We start from the raw sequence: 17,757 nt of genomic DNA on the forward strand, positions 1-17,757 counted from the left end.
AGTACACCAAAAATAATTCATCTGCTTAACATTGTTTTTCATGAGGAATGAATTTACACATAATAATGGGCTTGACTTTTTTCCTCATGCACTGTCAGAAGTTGACTTGTCTTCTGACAGTGTTTCTATTTTTTTCGCCTACACTGTCCGAAGTTGTCTTGCCTTCTGACAGTGTTTCTATTTTTTCGCTTACTCTGTCAGAAAATGCCTTGCCTTCTGACAATGTTTCTATTTTTTCGCTTACTCTGTCAGAAGTTGCCTTACCTTTTGACAATGTTTCTACTTTTAACGCTTCCTCTGTCCGAAGTTGCCTTACCTTTTGACAATGTTTCTACTTTTAACGCTTACTCTGTCAGAAGTTGCCTTACCTTCTGACAGTGTTTTGATTTTTTTCACCTACTCTGTCAGAAGTTGCCTTGCCTTTTGACAATGTTTCTATTTTTTCCGCTTACTCTGTCAGAAGTTGCCTTACCTTCTGACAGTGTTTTGATTTTATCCACCTACTCTGTCAGAAGTTGCCTTCCCTTTTGACAATGTTTCTATTTTTAACGCTTACTCTGTCAGAAGTTGCCTTCCCTTTTGACAATGTTTCTACTTTTAACGCTTACTCTGTCAGAAGTTGCCTTCCCTTTTGACAATGTTTCTACTTTTAACGCTTACTCTGTCAGAAGTTGCCTTCCCTTCTGACAGTGTGTTGATTTTTTCCACCTACTCTGTCAGAAGTTGGCCTGCCTTCTGACAATGTTTCTATTTTTAAAGCTTTCACTGTCAGAAGTTGCCTTCCCTTCTGACAGTGTTTTGATTTTATCCACCTACTCTGTCCGAAGTTGCCTTACCTTTTGACAATGTTTCTATTTTTAACGCCTACACTGTCTGAAGTTGCCTTGCCTTCTGACAGTGTTTCACCTTTTTCCACCTACTCTGTCCGAAGTTCGCTTGCCTTCTGACAGTGTTTCTCTTTTTTCCACCTACTCTGTCCGAAGTGCCTTACCTTCTGACAGGTTTTCACTTTTTTCGCCTGCCCTGTCCGAAGTTGCCTTGTCTTCAACGCTTCTTCGAGCTTGTGCTGTGCAATGATCATTTCTGCTTCTCCTTTGAAAGTTCCCCTTCCGCACACCTCTTAAATTTGTCCAAATTCCTAAAAACTAAGACAAGCACACAGGATTTTCATTCAAAATCCCATACCATAATGAAAAGGAACATGGAGGGAATGATTAGCTTTGACCATTGAAGGAAAGCACATAATCATTGATGGATTTGAGTGTGATTCTTTACATTTGAATAACATTGCCTTTTTAGAAAACCTCTGCAAAAAGGCAGCGTTAGATGCAGGAATGGAGATTTTATACTCTTATTTTCATCAATTTCAACCACAAGGGGTAACTGGTGTCCTTGTTTTATCCACTTCTCATTTATCTATTCATACCTGGCCTGAAGAGAGGTATGCGTCACTAGATTTTTATACCTGCGGAGATTCTGATCTTACTGCCCCTGTAAATTTACTTTTAAAAGAATTGTCTGCCCAAAAAGCAATGGTCTACTCCATTGACAGGGGTGTTACTCAACCTCAATTAATCTATTGTAATGAAATCACCGCTACTGACGATTCTAAAGGAGAGAAATGAGTATGAATAGAATGTATCGACCGACTAACGCCTGGTTATCGCCAGCATTTACCCACACAAACAGGCCCATCCAACAACAACAAAAACAACAACAGAAAGATACTTCAAATGAAATTGCTGATCTATGGGACCACATTGCATTAAAAACGTTACAACAAGGTAAACACAAAAATCTATTAAAGGTAAAAAGTGACTTTCAAGACATTCAAATTGTCGAAGCCCGTGATATTAGGATGTATTTAAACAATCAGTTGCAATTCAGCACATTAGATGAACGAATTTACCATGAAGCATTGGTTCATCCGGTCTTTAGTCTTACCCGTTCGAGGAAACGCGTCCTTATTGTTGGCGGTGGCGATGGGCTAGCAGTAAGGGAAGTTCTTAAATATAAAGACGTCAAACATGTAGATCTTGTGGATTTGGACCCTGAGGTACTTAAGGCGGCCAAACATAATTCAAGTTTAGTAGCTATTAACGAGTCCTCTCTTCATGATCCGCGTGTAAAGCTTCATCCGATGGACGCTGTTAAGTTTCTAGCTGACAACCCAACACCCTACAATATTATTATTGTAGATTTTCCTGATCCAACAGACCAAATCATCAGCGATCTTTACACTACTGAATTCTATTCGATGTTAAAACGTTCTTTGACGAATGATGGACTGTTCGTTTGTCAATCCAACTCTCCCGAGGATACCCCTATTGTTTTTTGGAGTATAGGTAAAACAATAGAAGCTGCGGGATTTCGTACACTTAGTTATCATACGATCGTTCCATCTTTTGGAGATTGGGGATTCCATATTGGATCGCCAAAGTCCATCACGTGGTCAGGAAATCGTGTGGAAGTACCGCACCAAACGTTACCCTCTCAATTAAAAGACATGTCCTATTTCCCGCACGCCATGTTAGCAGGTAAAAGTAAATCAGTCGTAAACACCAAGAAGAACTCTAACTTGCATGATATCTTTAAAAAGGAAGTTCTTTACTTAGAGTAAAGCTATCAAAGACTTGCCAAACCAACCCCGTTTACTATTTTTTTAAGGTGGGTGAAGTATGCGAACCAGAAACATAAAACCAGATGCTTATGGATCATTATATAAACAGGATGGGATCATTCTGCCTGTTGTTTCCGGAGACCTTGTGGGTTTTGATATTGCAGGACCGTTCCAAAATACGAGACCCGATGTGGCTGCGAATCGAATTAGTGTATTCAAATCTGGCGTTTATCAAATAACGGCAGATGTATCCGTTTTATTAGATGATGGACAATCTGTTTTGTTCAATATTAACCTCTGTGAAAATGGGTCTCTTCCACTGACAGGTTCATATTTTGATGCCATCAACATGAGCACAATGACAGGAAAAACCGTCCAAGCCTTCCTAAACGTAGGCGATCAAGTTGGAATATATATGGCTGATACTTTTTCTCCTGTAGGAAGACCCAGATATAATAGAGCTTCACTAACAGTACATTTGCTAGACTCCTAATCACATCAGGTTTACAATAATTTATTTGCATAACATAACAAAATGCCCTGAACAGAAAAAGCAGGGCATTTTTGGTTTATTAAAAGTATAGTTTAATGTAAAAATGTAATTTGCTATCTATTTTTTAACTGCTCCGTATTCAATATCGTTACATTCACATTGATTTTATTAATCGTATCCGGTTCGAGTGGGATTACTCCATTTTGCGCTATTTTTTTCCACTCTTTATTCTTCTGTTTGTAGAGGACATCAGATAGCTCATATATATCGATTTTATTATTTAGTCCTTTTTTATAGGTTTCTTCTATTTGCTTTCGTATTTCATTTTCAGCCAATTCCTTTAATTCTTTATGCGTTTTAAATTTCAAAATTTCCGTTGTTTTAAAATCCGCTTTAACATCAATCGTGAACTTTACTTTGTTATTCAGCATGACAGGAGAAATTTTAGATTTAATATTGATCGTTGGTCCTACTACAATCGTTTTATTGTCCTCTTTAACACTTAACTTCGTTCTATTTACATCCTTTGTCATCCATCTATCTCCAAACAACTGATCACGTGGTACATAACCTACATATTTTTTTCCTCTTAAATATCCACTCCCACCAATGTATGCAACCAGATGCTCTTTCTTATTTTCTTCCCAAGTTTTTTTAGAAGTACTTAGGTATGGGATATGGGTTGTATAGGCTGGCTCGGACAACTTTCTATTTAATTCAAAAAGTTGAATCGGTTTAATACTAGAGCTTTGTTTATAAATGTCATCCGGATTACTAAGCTGTGAATATAAAACGGTAATATTCAGAATCGGTTTAGCTGCAAAAACTTCTTCTATTGGCTCTTTTGTTCCGAAAGTCCAAATGATATTTCTAATTTGATAATATCGCTGTAAGAAATCATTTACATGAAGGGTTTTTCCACTCTTTAAAGTGTTTTCAGTATAAACGATTGCGGTTATATGTTCCCATGAAAATCGCTGTTGCGCGGTAGTATATAAATCAAATGCAGCATCATTGATGGTTTCACCTGTACCTTTCACGGTTGCAGTCGTTTGAGGCTGTCTGCTAGCCCCCCCCTCTTGTTTAGCAAGGTTATTAAAACTAATCACCTGTCCATATAACACGAATTTCCCATCTTTATAATCCACAGCAAGCGCATGGATGTATAACTGTTGTTCTACTTCTTTAATATCCCAACAGCCAGAAAGAATCACAACCGTAAAGACGATTAAACAAACATATTTCATTTAGGAATCTCCTTGCCTTGTTGGATCAGTCGGATTGAGAGAACCCGGTCTTCTTTTAATAAAATTCCAAGGTAATTGGATAAAGCCTGACAGTACTTCTTTAAATCGAATTGGGGAAAATGGTGTTAGATATGGAACTCCAAATGAATGTAAATTAACAAGATACGTTAAAAAGAAAAACACGGAAAGCAAATAGCCTAATAAGCCAAGAATCGATGAGGTTAATATAATCATTATTCGTATGATGGATATAATCCCGTTTAACTCCTGGTTACCAATGGTATAGGTGGCTACCATTGATATGGCAATTACCACTAATACGGTTGGGGCCGTTAATCCAGCACTAATTGCCGCTTGACCAATGATTAAGCCCCCGACTACTGATAAGGTTTGTCCAAAGGGCGTAGGCATTCGTAGACCCGCTTCTTTAAAAAGTTCAAAGAGTAACGCCATGATCATCACTTCTACTGGAACAGGTAAGGGGACTCCTTGACGATTCAGCAATATGGTTGCTAATAAACTATACGGTAATTGATCCGTATGATAGGACATGAGCGCTAACCAAAATCCTGGTAAGAATAATGAGATAATTAACGATAAATATCGGATAGCGAGACCAAACGAACCTAATAAGAATGGACTGTGGGCATCCTCTGGTGATTTTAATAAGAACGACAAGGTGGTTGGTCCAATAATTGCAGTGGGTAAGCCATCAATGAGAATGGTAAATCTCCCATGTAATAGCGAGTCTACAACAAAGTCTGGTCTTCCCGTATACATAAACATCGGAAACAATTTTTTATTCCCATTTATTAGTTCCGTTAGTTGATCTGTTGAAATGATGCCATCGTAATTTATCCTCTTGATTTGGTCTTTAATGTTCGATATTAAATTGGGGTCAGCAATATCCGATATATAGAGTAAACCTATTCTAGTATTCGAGCGTTCTCCTACCACAATCTGCTCATATTTAAAGGTGTTTGACTTCAATCTTTTTCGAATCAATGCAATATTAACTGATAAGGTCTCGATGAACCCTTCTTTTGGGCCTTTAATGGATACCTCCGTATTCGGTTCTTCAATAGACCTTTTTGGTATGTTACAAAAATTAAAAAGATAAAATGCATCCAATTCTTTAATAAAGAAAATAAGGTTCCCACTAAAAACCTCAAACATAACACTACTTTCAATATTGGTAGAATCCATTTTTTTTATAGGGAATTCTAAGACCTCTTCTAATGAATCCGAAGTGACTTGATTATTCTTTAAAACAAATGTTATGTGAGGAATAATGGTTTCCACTGCTTTTTGATAATTACATAATTCCTCGCAATAAATGATGTTCAACTGAAAATCATTTTCCCCCACAATATGTTTATTGAGAATGTGAACGTCGCTGCACTGTTCAAACAGCTTACGAAGGGTATCCATCGTCGTTACGGCCGAATCCTTACTTTCGATTGAACTAGAGTGATTTTTTTGTTTGAGTACTAATTCCTTACGCTTCATCAATGACAATTTCACCTCTTTTTCGATTAAATAAGGAGATGGTGAAAAGAAAAATCGAAACTCCTAAAATGAACCAGAAGGATACTGGCAAGATCCAATCCTTAAGTAATTGAAAGTAGACAATATCACTTATTGGCAAAAGTACAATAATCGCAAGTAGTGCATACAGACCGATTAGAAAAAAGACTCTTCTTTTTTCCTTTTCAACATTTATGAGATTAGGGACTAAGAAGATGAAAAAAGAAATCCGTATGTAGGCGCCCGATAACCATTGGTAAAAAGCGAGAAAGTCTAAATGTTCAATATAAACCCCTAACGAAACTAAGCGCCATTCTTCAAATGCAGGAAACCGTTGGTTCTTTGTACTAAACGGGCCAAATTCTGCAATGGCTCCTGTTAATGGACCAATAATCAGACCTATTAATGCAATACATAAAATAAGTAAGTATTTAAAGCGTAGCTTCTGATTTAAATGTTGCTGTACGAACAGAATGGTGACTATTTCTGTTAACCCTGCAAGAACGCTGACCAACCCATTCCAGATGGGGGTATATCCATTTTCTAAGTAGGGCTTTAACAGGGAATAATCCTTGTTTTCCATATTTGCAGTCATAACAAAAAAGCCGAAGATTACGATGGCCGGCAATAAAATGCCTGATATTAATCCTATTGATCTTATCCCTTTGTAGCTGTTATAAAGGCAGACTAATAAGATGGTTGTGATGACCACGATTTTCGGTGTTAATTCTAAGTAGAATGTATTAATAAAACTAAACGTATCAAGTAAAGTTATGACAGCAAGGACAAATACGTAGATACATAAAGATAAGATTAGGATATATGTAACAATGGTCCCAACTCTTTCTTTCAACCATAAGAAAAGGTGTTTACCTGCTAATTTTTTGTATATGTAAAAGATGATTGCAGACCAGGCTAGAAAGGGGGCTCCTGCTACAAGAACTGTAATCCAAGCATCCCGTCCAGACTTATCTAGGAGAACCGGGATGACCATCACATGATTCATTAGTCCGGTGCTAATCATAATAATGAAGAATAACTGCAAGACTGTAATCTTTTGACTTATCATCCCATCCGCCCTCCTATCTATGATATGTTTTCCAAAATCTGAGTAAATATTTAGGATAGTGGTTGGTTAAATAGCAAAGTATCCTGAATTTCACGTATCTATTGATACGGTTTTTAGTTCCACCTTCATTTTTGTTGTAGATTGTAAAATAAAAAGAAGAAACAATCCCCCGCCTATCATTTGAATCATATACGATGGTATAAGAGTTAACAGAATCCCAGAGGTCACCAGAGCCAATGGGAGCATGGCCTTTCCAATACTTATACCAATGCTTAAGACCCGTCCTCTAAATTCTTCTGGAATCTCATTTTGCATGATATATGAAAAAGGGATGTCAATTAGAGCAACAATCGCACCAATAAGAAACATGACTATACTGTAAAAAATGACGTAAAAGACTGGAGCGAATTGATATTTTTCAAGAAGGACTGGTAGACCAGTAATAATCATTAAAGTGGATAATGAAATACTTAAATATCGGAAGAGTGAGGAATAAGGAATTTTCTTTGTAAGTTTATTTACCATTAGCGCTCCCACAATCATTCCTACTGGAAACGATCCCTGAATAATACCAAAGTTCTTTGAACAAAGCCCTAATACCGTATTCATGATATAGGGGATTGGAACCGTCACAGTAAAGCCAAGAAAGAAATTTAATGAAATTAATAGGATAAACAAATTCAGGATATTCTTTCTTGCCGTTATATAATGAAACCCGTCCTTGATGTCTCTCAGAAAATGAATTTTCTCTTTTGGCAGTTCTTCATTGGATTGTTGCTGGAACTGTTTGAAATTAATTAACATCATTGAAATACCTGAAAAAATAAAGGAGATTCCGTTAATCATAATAAACGTTCTAATGTCAAAGATCGCAAATACAATCCCTCCTAGCATCGGTCCCATAATGGATGATACTGAATCAATAATTTTACTAATGGAATTGATGTTCATTAACATGTTTTTAGATACGATGTTTGGCTTTGCTGATTCCAGGGCTACTCCAAAAAAGGTGCTAAACACTGTCATTAGGATGGTCGTAACATAAATAAGCCAAAGCTTAAGGCCAACTATATTACTTAGCACATAAACCGCTACTAACAACATTCCGTTTAATAAATCCATTGATACGATTAATCTCTTTTTGTTGAATTTATCAGCAATGACTCCCGCAAACGGATTGATCACAATCATCGGAATGATCCCTAATATAAGGGTAGCTGCAAAGCTTATCGCCGATCCCGTCAACTTTAAAACATACAGACCTAACGCAAATTGATAAATCGCTGTACCAAATATTGAAACGGTCTTCCCTGATGAAAAGAGAAATAAGTTTTTTATTTCAATTCGGTTCTTTCCCCCATTAACACTAAATGGTAATGTAATCATTAATCATCCGCCTCCATTAACTTTTATAAGTAGGCTTTGTTAAATTTTTCTGTTGATTTCCGCTCCAGGAGCTTCGCTTTCCGTGGGTGTTTCGGCGAGCCTCCTCGGCGAAAAGCGCCTGCGGGGTCTCCCCTGAACCATACTCCCACAGGAGTCTTCGCTCCTTCCGCTCCAATCAACAGGGTATAAAAATTAACAATGTTCTTTAATATAGCCAATAAGTAAAGTGTAAGTGGTGGAGTGAACCCTACATCAATAGCCATAATGAAGGGATTTTAATAAAAAAAATAAAAAAGATAGGGTTAACCCTACCTTTTACCAAAAAATGAATAACTAAATATTTCTTCACCCTGCACAAAAAAATCTTCGTACTTTCCGCCTTTCTCGATGGATTCAGAGGTCCGGTCCTCAATGGTTTTATATTCTAATTCCCCTATAGTTTTTTTAATGTTACTGACAGAAAAGTTACCACGATACTTAACTTCAATTTTACTTTTATGGCTGAAATTTTTAAAAGCTAAATAGGAGCCCAATAAATAGCTATCAAATTTAAAAAGTGACTCCACTTCTCGGAGTAAAAACGTTTCATGTTCAAAGCTATAATTGCTAGTGCCTGAATGATCAACAACTATATCAACAATATGTTGGGATATTGGTATGTCTAGAAAGTCTGCGCAAATAAAAAGGATTTTTTTCTTAGAACCACTTCTCTCAAGTAAGCTTTTTAAAAACTGATGCCTCTCTAAATTGTGATCAACTGCAATGTACAGGCAATCCTCCGGTAATTCCTGATAAATATTCCGTAGAAAAAAACCGACTCCAGACCCTAATTCGAGAATTACTTTTTGGTGCAAATCAATTTGGCCCAGTTTCCTTTTGGACCAGTGCAGCCCTTTGTTCATATTTTCTAAATAAAGCGGATCCGTTTCCTGAATATACTCTGGAATATTATTTAAAAGGGAAATTTGATTGTTTGACTCAATTGCGCTACCTACTCTTAATATTCCTGATTCAATCAGGTACACTTGGTCACAGTCACAGGTCAGTTTGCCTTCAACTATCTGGTTTTTCTTGATTATTCCGTCTTGAAGAGTGAGGGGTTCATCACATTTATTACATTTGAGAATATCTAATACGCTTAAATCAATACCTAACGTATTACTTGAGCCAGAAGATGAAGTTGATAGCTGGTCTACTTTCCCTTTAAGTCTGTCTTTCATTTCTATTAAGTTCTTAATTTCCTGTTCTAGCTTCTCATATTTATCTAAGAACAGGGATTGATAAAAGGCATCTCTTTCATACTCCGCAAATTGCCCAAAGTTCTTATAGTGAAAAATCATCTTAATTTCATTTAAATGAAAGCCCATCCCTTTTAAATCCAGAATAAGTTCTAAATCTTTTTGACAGCCCGTATCAAAAACATAATGCCCACCCTGCTTTTCAGGCACGATCAATCCCAAATCCATATAGTGTCTAATCGCATCGATACTTATTTCATTCACTTTTCCGAACTGTCCGATTCTCATGTCTCATCACCAGCACTTGTTTATTTCTATATTAACTAGTTCTCCTCTTATATAAAAAACCCCTACAAAACCATGATTCTTTTTATGAAATATAAATTCAATCTCTATTCACCTCTACATACTTTCGATTGTTGACAGGCACCTGTCGATGACGGTCGCCACATTGCACCAGAAATTTGTGATCCTTTAAATCAGCCATCCTCATGGGTGCCAAAGCTAAGGCACCTTCCCATTTAGGGTAGATGCCTTTGTTTCGCTAGTTTAGAGGCAGTTTAATGCCTGAGTTGATTTTATTGATGCTTTTTAATGGTCTTACTTTTACATGAATGTTTTCTTTTTTTAAAATAGGGAAATCATCGTTTTTCTTAGTAGTCTTCCAGTCCTCGTACATGAATCGATACATAAAGTCCTCGAATTGATAAATATCCCCACCGATTTGGTGACTTTTTGAATAGGCTGCGTACACTTCGTTTCTTATTTTTTCTTTAATCTTTCTTTTAATTCTCGGAGAGAGAACCACCTTTTGCGATGATTCTCTAATAATGGCTGATATTTTAATATCTAATCCTATTCTCACTTCATTTTGGTCTTTATCAATGACCCTTTTGACCTTCGGTTTCAATAATTCAATTTGAACCAGATCCTCATTTCCGTCTTTCTCTTCAACTACGATTACAGGAGATCGAACAGCCTCGTTATTCACCCGATTAAAGCCTTCCATATCTTGTTGCGATAAGTACCCCTTCATTTTTTCATTCTTCAAGATATATGCACCATTAACAATGGTGACAGGCAATTTTTCTAGATTTTTCTTCACAATTTCATCTTTAATAGATATACTTGGAAGCAAAATTGTTTTTGTTTTTTCATTAAATTGATAAATCAGTTCCTGCAGTGAAATAGCTGGAACGGTTGAATCTTGCTGCTGCATGTATTCTGGCTGGTTAATTCGTGAATTTGAGTAAGCATAATTAAAAGGAACCTTCGTTGTAAATACCTCTTCCACCTTTTCCTCTGTACCGTAGACCAAACCCGTTTGTCGTATATTAAAATTTGTATCTAACGATTTAAGCGTCTTATCTAATCGATGTTCCAATAAAGACTTTCCAAAAACAAACAGACTAATCTGGTCATAATTCACTGGAATCTGTATGCCATGGTAGATCTGAATTATCGCATCTTCCACCGTTTTCCCTTTACCAGTTCCTATCCATACAGGAACGGGTTGATCACTTTTCCCTTGCTCGGTTTTAGCTACATTCGAAAAGTCTAAGAACTGTAACACCACGTGATATTCATGATTTTTATAGTCAACTCCTATCCCTACCGCATAAGCTTGGTATTGGATTTCTCGAATATTTGCACAACCAGAAAGGAGCAGCAGTAACGAAATAATGAATAAGAGATTCCTCATTTACTCACCTGATCTTGTGCCATCTTTTATAAATAAAGACGCACTTCTTTTTTTCATAAATGAATAGGGAAGGCGAATAATCGTAAATAGGATGTCTTTTCCTTCCGGTGAGGAGATATCCGCTAATACAGGAACTCCAAACGACTTTAACTTTGTTAAATAGAGAAAAACAAACATCAGACTGATGAAAAAACCATATATCCCCATCATGTAGCTGAAGATCAGAACAAACACTCTTATGAAAAAAATATTTCCAGATAAGGACTGATTGACCAATGTAAAGCTAGAAATAGCTGTTATACCAATGACTACGAGCATAGTGGGAGATGTAATTCCCCCTCGAATCGCAGCATCACCGATAATCAACCCTCCTAGAACAGCAACGGTTTGTCCAATTCCCTTAGGAAGTCGGGCCCCGCCTTCTTTAAATAACTCAAACATGATGAGCATTAGCAAGACTTCGATTAAGGGTGAGAATGGCAATCCTAATCTTGAAACGGTAATCGTAGCAATAAGAGGAAGAGGTAATTGCCCTACATTATGGGTGATTAAGGCAGTATAAAACCCGGGCAGAAATGTCGTCGTAAAAAGCCCTATAATACGCAATGAACGTTCCAATGATGCAAAATAAAAACTGGTGTTAGCATCTTCCGGTGTTTTAAATAAAAAGGAAAGGTCGGACGGTGCAATCAATGCTGTTGGCGCTCCATCTACTACAATGGCAAATCTCCCTTGGTTGATCGATTCTACGACGAAATCAGCTCTACCTGAATAATTAATTGATGGAATGAGCGTAAATTTTTGCTCCATTAAATACTCCATCAACATCGAAGCACTCGTTAAAATATCAATATCTAAAGTTGCAAGCCGTCCCTGGATATCTCTCAATACCTGTTCGTTAATAATATCCTTGATATAAAGAAGAGAAACTCTCGTATTGGTCCGTTTTCCAATGGAGTAATCTTCTACAACTAATGAAGACGTCCGCAACCGTTTACGAATTAAACCAAGATTAATGGTAATGTCCTCAACAAAACCATCCTTCGCTCCTCGAATCGACACTTCCGCTACCGACTCATCCGGCTGCCTGGTAGGAGTTTTACTAATATCATAAAAATAAACGGAATCTCCAGTAGGTATCACCATTAGCCTTCCCGAAAAAATAGCCTCCTCCATTGTTTCTCTATCAATGGAATCCTTCCTTCGAACCTCTAGCTGTAGCGTTTGATAAATGGAGTTAGCCGCCTCCATGGAGGGCAACTGCAATGATGAGATCAGACTAGTGTCCGTTAATGGCTTACAATAAACAAAAATCACTGGCCGCTCCTGACATTGTTCCTCTTTTATTTCAATATCAGCTGAATAATTGAAAATCATCTTTAGGTTTTTAATAGAGAAAATCTGTTCATTTATCATTCACCTCTGCCTCCTAACCATTTCTGTTTATTTTTCACGATGAATATAGCTAAGATTGAAATTTGTATGATAAGTAAAAAGAAAGATAACGGTCTGAAATATCCATAGATAATGGTCGCAAAGGGGCTTTGGTCAAATGGATAGACGCAAGCAATAAGGAGGAGGGTATATACGATCCTTATTACCTTTACATTCTCTATCCCTTTTGTAAGAATTCGGCAGGTAATGAATACAAATAAACTGATCCTGATTACACCGCCTGAAAGCCATTGATAAATCGCAAAGAAGTCTGCATGTGAAAAATATCGGCCAATGGAAATTAGACGCCACTCTTCATAAGCAGGATAGCGGTACTGCGATGCTTTTTCTGGTCCGAACTCAACAATTGCTCCAATAGTAGGGCCAAGCATTAACCCGATTATAATCAGCCCAATGATGAATAACTGCTTTCTTGAGACAGCTTTTTGCAAAACTGGCGTTAAGAAAATAATGATAAATATCTCTAAAATCGGTAAGGAAGTATAAAGAAGTCCCTTTGCTATTGGTAAATAGCCCTCGGTAAACAAAGGAAATAAAAGTTCATAATGCTTTTTCTTCACATTCGCAAAGGAAATAAAAAAACCTAATAAAAGGACAAGCGGGCAGAGAATGCTGCTTAACAGCCCAATCGAAAACAATCCTGCTTCGGTACAAAACAAACAGAAAACGAGTAATACAAGGGCAAGAGTAATACTGTTAAATCCTTGCATATAGCTTAATTGTGACCAGTAAATAATATCCTTCGCAGTGACAAAGGCATTAATAAGCATATAGGCGGCCAATGGTAGGAGAAGAAGGTAATACCTAAATGAGCTCACATGATCCCTTAAAAGCTGAATAATGGACCGTTTGTTTATGATGGTGACAATCTTATACAATAAATAAATCCAAAAAGGTAGAATGACGATTGTTAATAAAATGGTGATCCAAGAACCTCTTTTTGCTGTGGATAAAAGGAAGGGAATAATTTCAACATGTGCAAAAAGGCCCACAGAAAGTAAAATGATATATACAATGGATATAAATCTTAACTTATTCTGCATTTATAATTTTCCTTTTCTCCATATTATTCAACTTAATTTCTAACTCTATTCAGATATTTTAGTATGGGTTTATTGATTAACTTTTTGTCCATAGCTACTGTCCCTTGCCCTCCAAAACATTCCATTTGCTTTTCAGTGCCTTTAGAAAATACAATTCTATTATAGAATCTAGCATTAGTGGAGGACATTCCATGTACGTTCACCGTGATTCCCCTGATTTTTCGTGGTCGAATTCAAGGCATAAGACCTTTTTAGAGTGCGCGCGAAAGTACTATCATCAATACTATGAATCTCATAATGGCTGGCTGTATGAGTCCCCGGAAGAAACTAAGGCAGCGTACCGTTTGAAAAATATTAAAAATATCCCGATCCTCTTGGGGGATGAAATCCATAAAGTCATTGATCGGCAGTTGAAGAACTTCCTAAATGATAAAAGTTTATTAACTGAAAATGAGATGATGGGGATGGTCACTCAGAATCTTAATAAGGCCTATCTTGATTCCACTAAGTTTCGTCAGTATTGGTTTCAGAAGCCGAAGCGACACCAAATGCTCCATGAAATCTATTATGGAGATGGCCTTAGCCCTGAGGAAATTAGTGCTGCCAAAATCAAGCTAGAGTTGTGCGTGAAAAATTTCTTCACGAGTAAAACCTATCAAGATATCCTGACAAAGGTAGAAATGCATGTATTACACTCGGAGGATTTTCAAACGTTTGAAGTCAATGGTGTGGACGTATTCGTGGTGTTGGACTTTGTGTACAAAGATGTGAGTCAGGAGAAATGGATTGTGGTCGATTGGAAAACGGGGAAAGAGTCAGAGGATGACCGGAAACAGCTTGCGTTTTATGCCCTCTTTCTTTCAAGAGAACACAAAATACCAGTCGAAGATATTGTCTTGCGTAATGAATATTTGTTATCGGGTAAGAGCCAGGAGTATCAATTGACTCCGTTCGAAATAGACTCGGCTCAACAGCTGATGAATGATAGCATCTATCATATGCTGAACTATTTAGAGGATCCTGTAAAGAATAAGCCACTTGATAAAGAACAGTTTGAGATGAAGGAATCGAAACGGTGTTATAGCTGCAATTTTAGAGAGAAATGTGAAAAAGTCCACCTAAAATAACCTTTTGGTGGACTTTTAACTTATACGAACTAACACTGCTCAAGAATCCCCGTCTCAAGTTATCTTGTACACGGTAAATTGACTCAATTATAAAATTTTATATACTATTGCCTTGCCTTTCATATAAGGGATACTTAAACGTTGAGTAATCCTTTTCCATTATCTGATAAATTTGTTGATCCTGTACTGGATACATTGATAAGGAAAGTAATGGATGTAGTGCAGTATCAATGTTTTTGACAATTTGTCGGTTGTTCTCAACGGCCGCATCCAATAACATATCCCGATTCGAATTAACAAATAACCAGAACAAACTTCCACCAATAATCGTAAAGGATAAAATAATAAAACTGGAGAATGAGATTAGTAGCTTATATCTCAAGTTCAAATGTAAAAACCATTTCTTCATACTTTTCATCTTATAATCCACTCTTTAACCTAAATTTTGCTACATAACTCACATTCAATTATAACATGTATATACAACTTACATAATACGGTTTCAGGCACCCAATTATAGGTAATTTTTAATAATGCGTTTTTTCTTGGTATAATAGATAATGTTTTTCAGATAACACTTGAGGTGACGTTGAAATAGAAAGATTAAAGTATGATAACGAATTAGATATTACCCCCAAAAAAAGAACGACCTATATATACACTTACGCCCATTCTGAGGATGAACGCTCCTTGTGTGCTTTGGAAATGCGCTCATTATTCGGAGAGGAGTCTCAATCACATGTCTTGGAAAGCATCGTAAAAATTGACCCTAGCCGAAGCCCTTTTATTAAGGAAAGAATTACTCTGTTATTTGAAGCAGAAATCCTTGAGGATCTTTTTATACAGGTGAATACTTTACAACTATGCGGGGCCACGTTTAAAGTCACTTATGTGAAAAATAGCGGTCAGAAAAAAAGTGAAAGAGACGGATTCGAGAAACGACGTGCAATTGAACGAGAAATTGGATTACACATCGTTGGTAAGGCCGACCTTCGTCACCCCGATCGATTGTTTGGCGTGATGAATGTCAATCGCAGATGGGTATTCGGTGAGTATAAGAAAAGTGAGTCGGTGTGGTTTCGACATCAGCAGAAACCCAATAGCTACTCCACTGCGCTCAGCACGCGTGTGGCTAGAGCGGTCGTAAACATTGCCATCCCAAAACCAGAAGGAATTAGGGCCATCGATCCTTGCTGCGGAATTGGAACTGTCCTAGTTGAAGCACTTTCAATGGGAATTGATATTGTTGGAAGCGACCGAAATCCGTTGATTCTCCCTGGCGCTCGAGAAAACATCGCACACTTTGGTTTTGATGGAGAAATAACCTTAGCAGATATTCGCGATATTACTGGTCATTATGATGTAGCGATTATTGATTTGCCTTATAATTTGTGTTCGGTGATATCCCCCGAAGTACAATTGGAAATGCTCCAAAGTGCACGAAGGATTGCAGAAAAAGTAGTCGTGGTGACCGTTGAACCCATCGATGAAATTCTGATAAAAGCTGGGTTTTCTATTATAGATCGTGCGGTTGCGAAAAAAAGTGTATTTATTCGAGAAGTGATCGTTTGTAATTGATTCAGCTCCATATAGAGCTTATTCACTTTATATAAAGGAATCTGATTGGTAAATGTAAGTTTTATTTTTATGAAATGAGGGGAAAGTATGAATAAAGAGTCCATATATGGATTAACTATAAATCAATTGACAGCATGGCTTATCGAGCACGGTCATAAAAAGTCAAGAGCACAACAAGTTTGGGAATATCTTTATCGAAAGCGTGTAACAGCTTTCTCGGATATGACGGATGTAAATCAAGCTTGTGTTCAATTGCTGTCAGAAAACTTCGCAATCCAAACCTTACAGGAGCATATCAAGCAAGAATCAGCCGATGGAACGATTAAATTTTTGTTCAAGTTGCAGGATGGCAACTTGATTGAAACGGTCTTAATGCGCCAAAAATATGGCCTTTCCGTTTGTGTGACAACGCAAGTAGGCTGTAATATCGGCTGCAGTTTTTGCGCGAGTGGTTTATTAGCGAAAAGCCGGGATTTATCCAGTGGGGAAATCGTCGAGCAGATTATGAACGTTCAACTGCACCTGGATAAAAAGGTTCAAGGTGAAACCGTCAGTCATGTGGTTGTGATGGGGATTGGTGAACCCTTTGATAATTTTGAAAACCTCATAGACTTTATCAAGGTGATTAAAGATGATAAAGGGCTTGCGATTGCTGCTAGACGGATCACCGTATCCACCAGCGGGCTCGCGGACGAGCTCATTGAGTTCACGGATATGGGGCTGCAGGTAAATTTGGCCGTTTCCTTGCATGCGCCAAATAATGAACTTCGGACGCGTATTATGAAAATTAACCGTGCGATTCCGATTGAAAAATTGATGCAGGCGATGGAGTATTATGTAGATAAGACCAACCGTCGGATTACGATTGAATATATTCTGTTGCGAGATGTCAATGATCATAAGCAAGAAGCCGAGCAGCTCGCAGAACTTCTGCGTCCTCTAGGGCAGAAAGTCTATGTAAACTTAATTCCATATAATCCGGTCGATGAACATAGTCAATATCAAAGAAGTGAACAGGAATCGGTACTGTCATTTTATGATACGTTGAAAAAGAGCGGGATTAATTGTAAAATTCGCCAAGAACATGGAACAGACATTGATGCCGCGTGCGGACAGTTAAGAAGCAAACAAATCAAAAAAACAGAAGCACGGTAACTTCTACCAAATCTCCATGAAATCTATTATGGAAATGGTCTTTGCCCAATATGAAATCAACACTGCAAAAATAAAGTTAGAAATGTGTGTGAACAACTTTTGTTTCAGCAAGACCGT

Annotated in this window: 16 protein-coding genes; 6 read left to right on the plus strand and 10 right to left on the minus strand. The window is 37.3% G+C overall.

The genetic code is table 11. The annotated features are described in order from the left end of the window. Positions 1 to 916: 916 nt before the first annotated feature. On the minus strand, positions 917 to 1,081 hold the full coding sequence (locus AC3A54_RS23740) for a hypothetical protein (protein WP_487656464.1): 165 nt from the start codon (positions 1,079 to 1,081) through the stop codon (positions 917 to 919). Positions 1,082 to 1,220: 139 nt separating this feature from the next. Here AC3A54_RS23740 and speD point away from each other — a divergent pair, with 139 nt between their 5' ends. Genes speD through AC3A54_RS23755 form a run of 3 tightly spaced genes read left to right on the plus strand, consistent with a single transcriptional unit; the run spans position 1,221 to position 3,113 of the window. Continuing rightward, positions 1,221 to 1,625 (plus strand): adenosylmethionine decarboxylase, encoded by a 405-nt coding sequence (gene speD / locus AC3A54_RS23745; protein WP_335546658.1) that lies wholly within the window; start codon positions 1,221 to 1,223, stop codon positions 1,623 to 1,625. 2 nt (positions 1,626 to 1,627) lie between these two features. After that, a complete protein-coding gene (locus AC3A54_RS23750) occupies positions 1,628 to 2,620 on the plus strand; it encodes a spermine/spermidine synthase domain-containing protein (protein ID WP_487656465.1) in 993 nt (330 codons plus the stop codon). A gap of 58 nt (positions 2,621 to 2,678) precedes the next feature. Continuing rightward, positions 2,679 to 3,113, plus strand: coding sequence for a hypothetical protein (locus AC3A54_RS23755; protein WP_487656466.1), 435 nt, complete (start codon positions 2,679 to 2,681; stop codon positions 3,111 to 3,113). Between the two features lie 113 nt (positions 3,114 to 3,226). On the opposite strand, the gene AC3A54_RS23760 is transcribed toward AC3A54_RS23755, so the two are convergent. The 8 genes from AC3A54_RS23760 to AC3A54_RS23795 form a co-directional block, all read right to left on the minus strand. After that, on the minus strand, positions 3,227 to 4,360 hold the full coding sequence (locus AC3A54_RS23760; protein ID WP_487656467.1) for a Ger(x)C family spore germination protein: 1,134 nt from the start codon (positions 4,358 to 4,360) through the stop codon (positions 3,227 to 3,229). After that, positions 4,361 to 5,869, minus strand: coding sequence for a spore germination protein (locus tag AC3A54_RS23765; protein ID WP_487656509.1), 1,509 nt, complete (start codon positions 5,867 to 5,869; stop codon positions 4,361 to 4,363). It abuts the gene before it with no gap. Further along, the gene (locus tag AC3A54_RS23770; protein WP_487656468.1) at positions 5,859 to 6,956 is read right to left on the minus strand and encodes a GerAB/ArcD/ProY family transporter; all 1,098 of its coding nucleotides are present in this window, start codon (positions 6,954 to 6,956) and stop codon (positions 5,859 to 5,861) included. Before AC3A54_RS23770 ends, AC3A54_RS23765 begins: the two co-directional genes overlap by 11 nt. Positions 6,957 to 7,046: 90 nt before the next feature. Further along, positions 7,047 to 8,342, minus strand: a complete 1,296-nt coding sequence (locus AC3A54_RS23775; protein ID WP_487656469.1) for an MFS transporter — start codon at positions 8,340 to 8,342, stop codon at positions 7,047 to 7,049. A 308-nt stretch (positions 8,343 to 8,650) separates the two neighbouring features. Continuing rightward, entirely contained in the window at positions 8,651 to 9,868 is a 1,218-nt protein-coding gene (locus AC3A54_RS23780; protein WP_487656470.1) for a methyltransferase domain-containing protein, read from the minus strand. A 256-nt stretch (positions 9,869 to 10,124) separates the two neighbouring features. Continuing rightward, complete coding sequence (locus AC3A54_RS23785; protein ID WP_487656471.1) at positions 10,125 to 11,282, minus strand: Ger(x)C family spore germination protein; 1,158 nt, start codon at positions 11,280 to 11,282, stop codon at positions 10,125 to 10,127. Beyond that, a complete protein-coding gene (locus AC3A54_RS23790) occupies positions 11,283 to 12,698 on the minus strand; it encodes a spore germination protein (RefSeq protein WP_487656472.1) in 1,416 nt (471 codons plus the stop codon). After that, positions 12,695 to 13,780, minus strand: coding sequence for a GerAB/ArcD/ProY family transporter (locus AC3A54_RS23795; RefSeq protein WP_487656473.1), 1,086 nt, complete (start codon positions 13,778 to 13,780; stop codon positions 12,695 to 12,697). The genes AC3A54_RS23790 and AC3A54_RS23795 overlap by 4 nt, the downstream gene beginning before the upstream one ends. A gap of 191 nt (positions 13,781 to 13,971) precedes the next feature. On the opposite strand from AC3A54_RS23795, the gene AC3A54_RS23800 reads away from it, so the two are divergent. After that, entirely contained in the window at positions 13,972 to 14,907 is a 936-nt protein-coding gene (locus AC3A54_RS23800) for a PD-(D/E)XK nuclease family protein (RefSeq protein ID WP_487656474.1), read from the plus strand. A gap of 97 nt (positions 14,908 to 15,004) precedes the next feature. Here the strand turns inward: AC3A54_RS23800 and AC3A54_RS23805 are convergent, their stop codons facing one another. After that, a complete protein-coding gene (locus AC3A54_RS23805; RefSeq protein WP_487656475.1) occupies positions 15,005 to 15,325 on the minus strand; it encodes a hypothetical protein in 321 nt (106 codons plus the stop codon). 281 nt (positions 15,326 to 15,606) lie between these two features. On the opposite strand from AC3A54_RS23805, the gene AC3A54_RS23810 reads away from it, so the two are divergent. After that, the gene (locus AC3A54_RS23810; RefSeq protein WP_487656510.1) at positions 15,607 to 16,485 is read left to right on the plus strand and encodes a TRM11 family SAM-dependent methyltransferase; all 879 of its coding nucleotides are present in this window, start codon (positions 15,607 to 15,609) and stop codon (positions 16,483 to 16,485) included. Positions 16,486 to 16,572: 87 nt separating this feature from the next. Then, a complete protein-coding gene (gene rlmN / locus AC3A54_RS23815; protein WP_487656476.1) occupies positions 16,573 to 17,640 on the plus strand; it encodes a dual-specificity RNA methyltransferase RlmN in 1,068 nt (355 codons plus the stop codon). The last annotated feature ends 117 nt before the right edge of the window (positions 17,641 to 17,757 follow it).

Source organism: Neobacillus sp. Soil_C_43, from assembly GCF_057656715.1.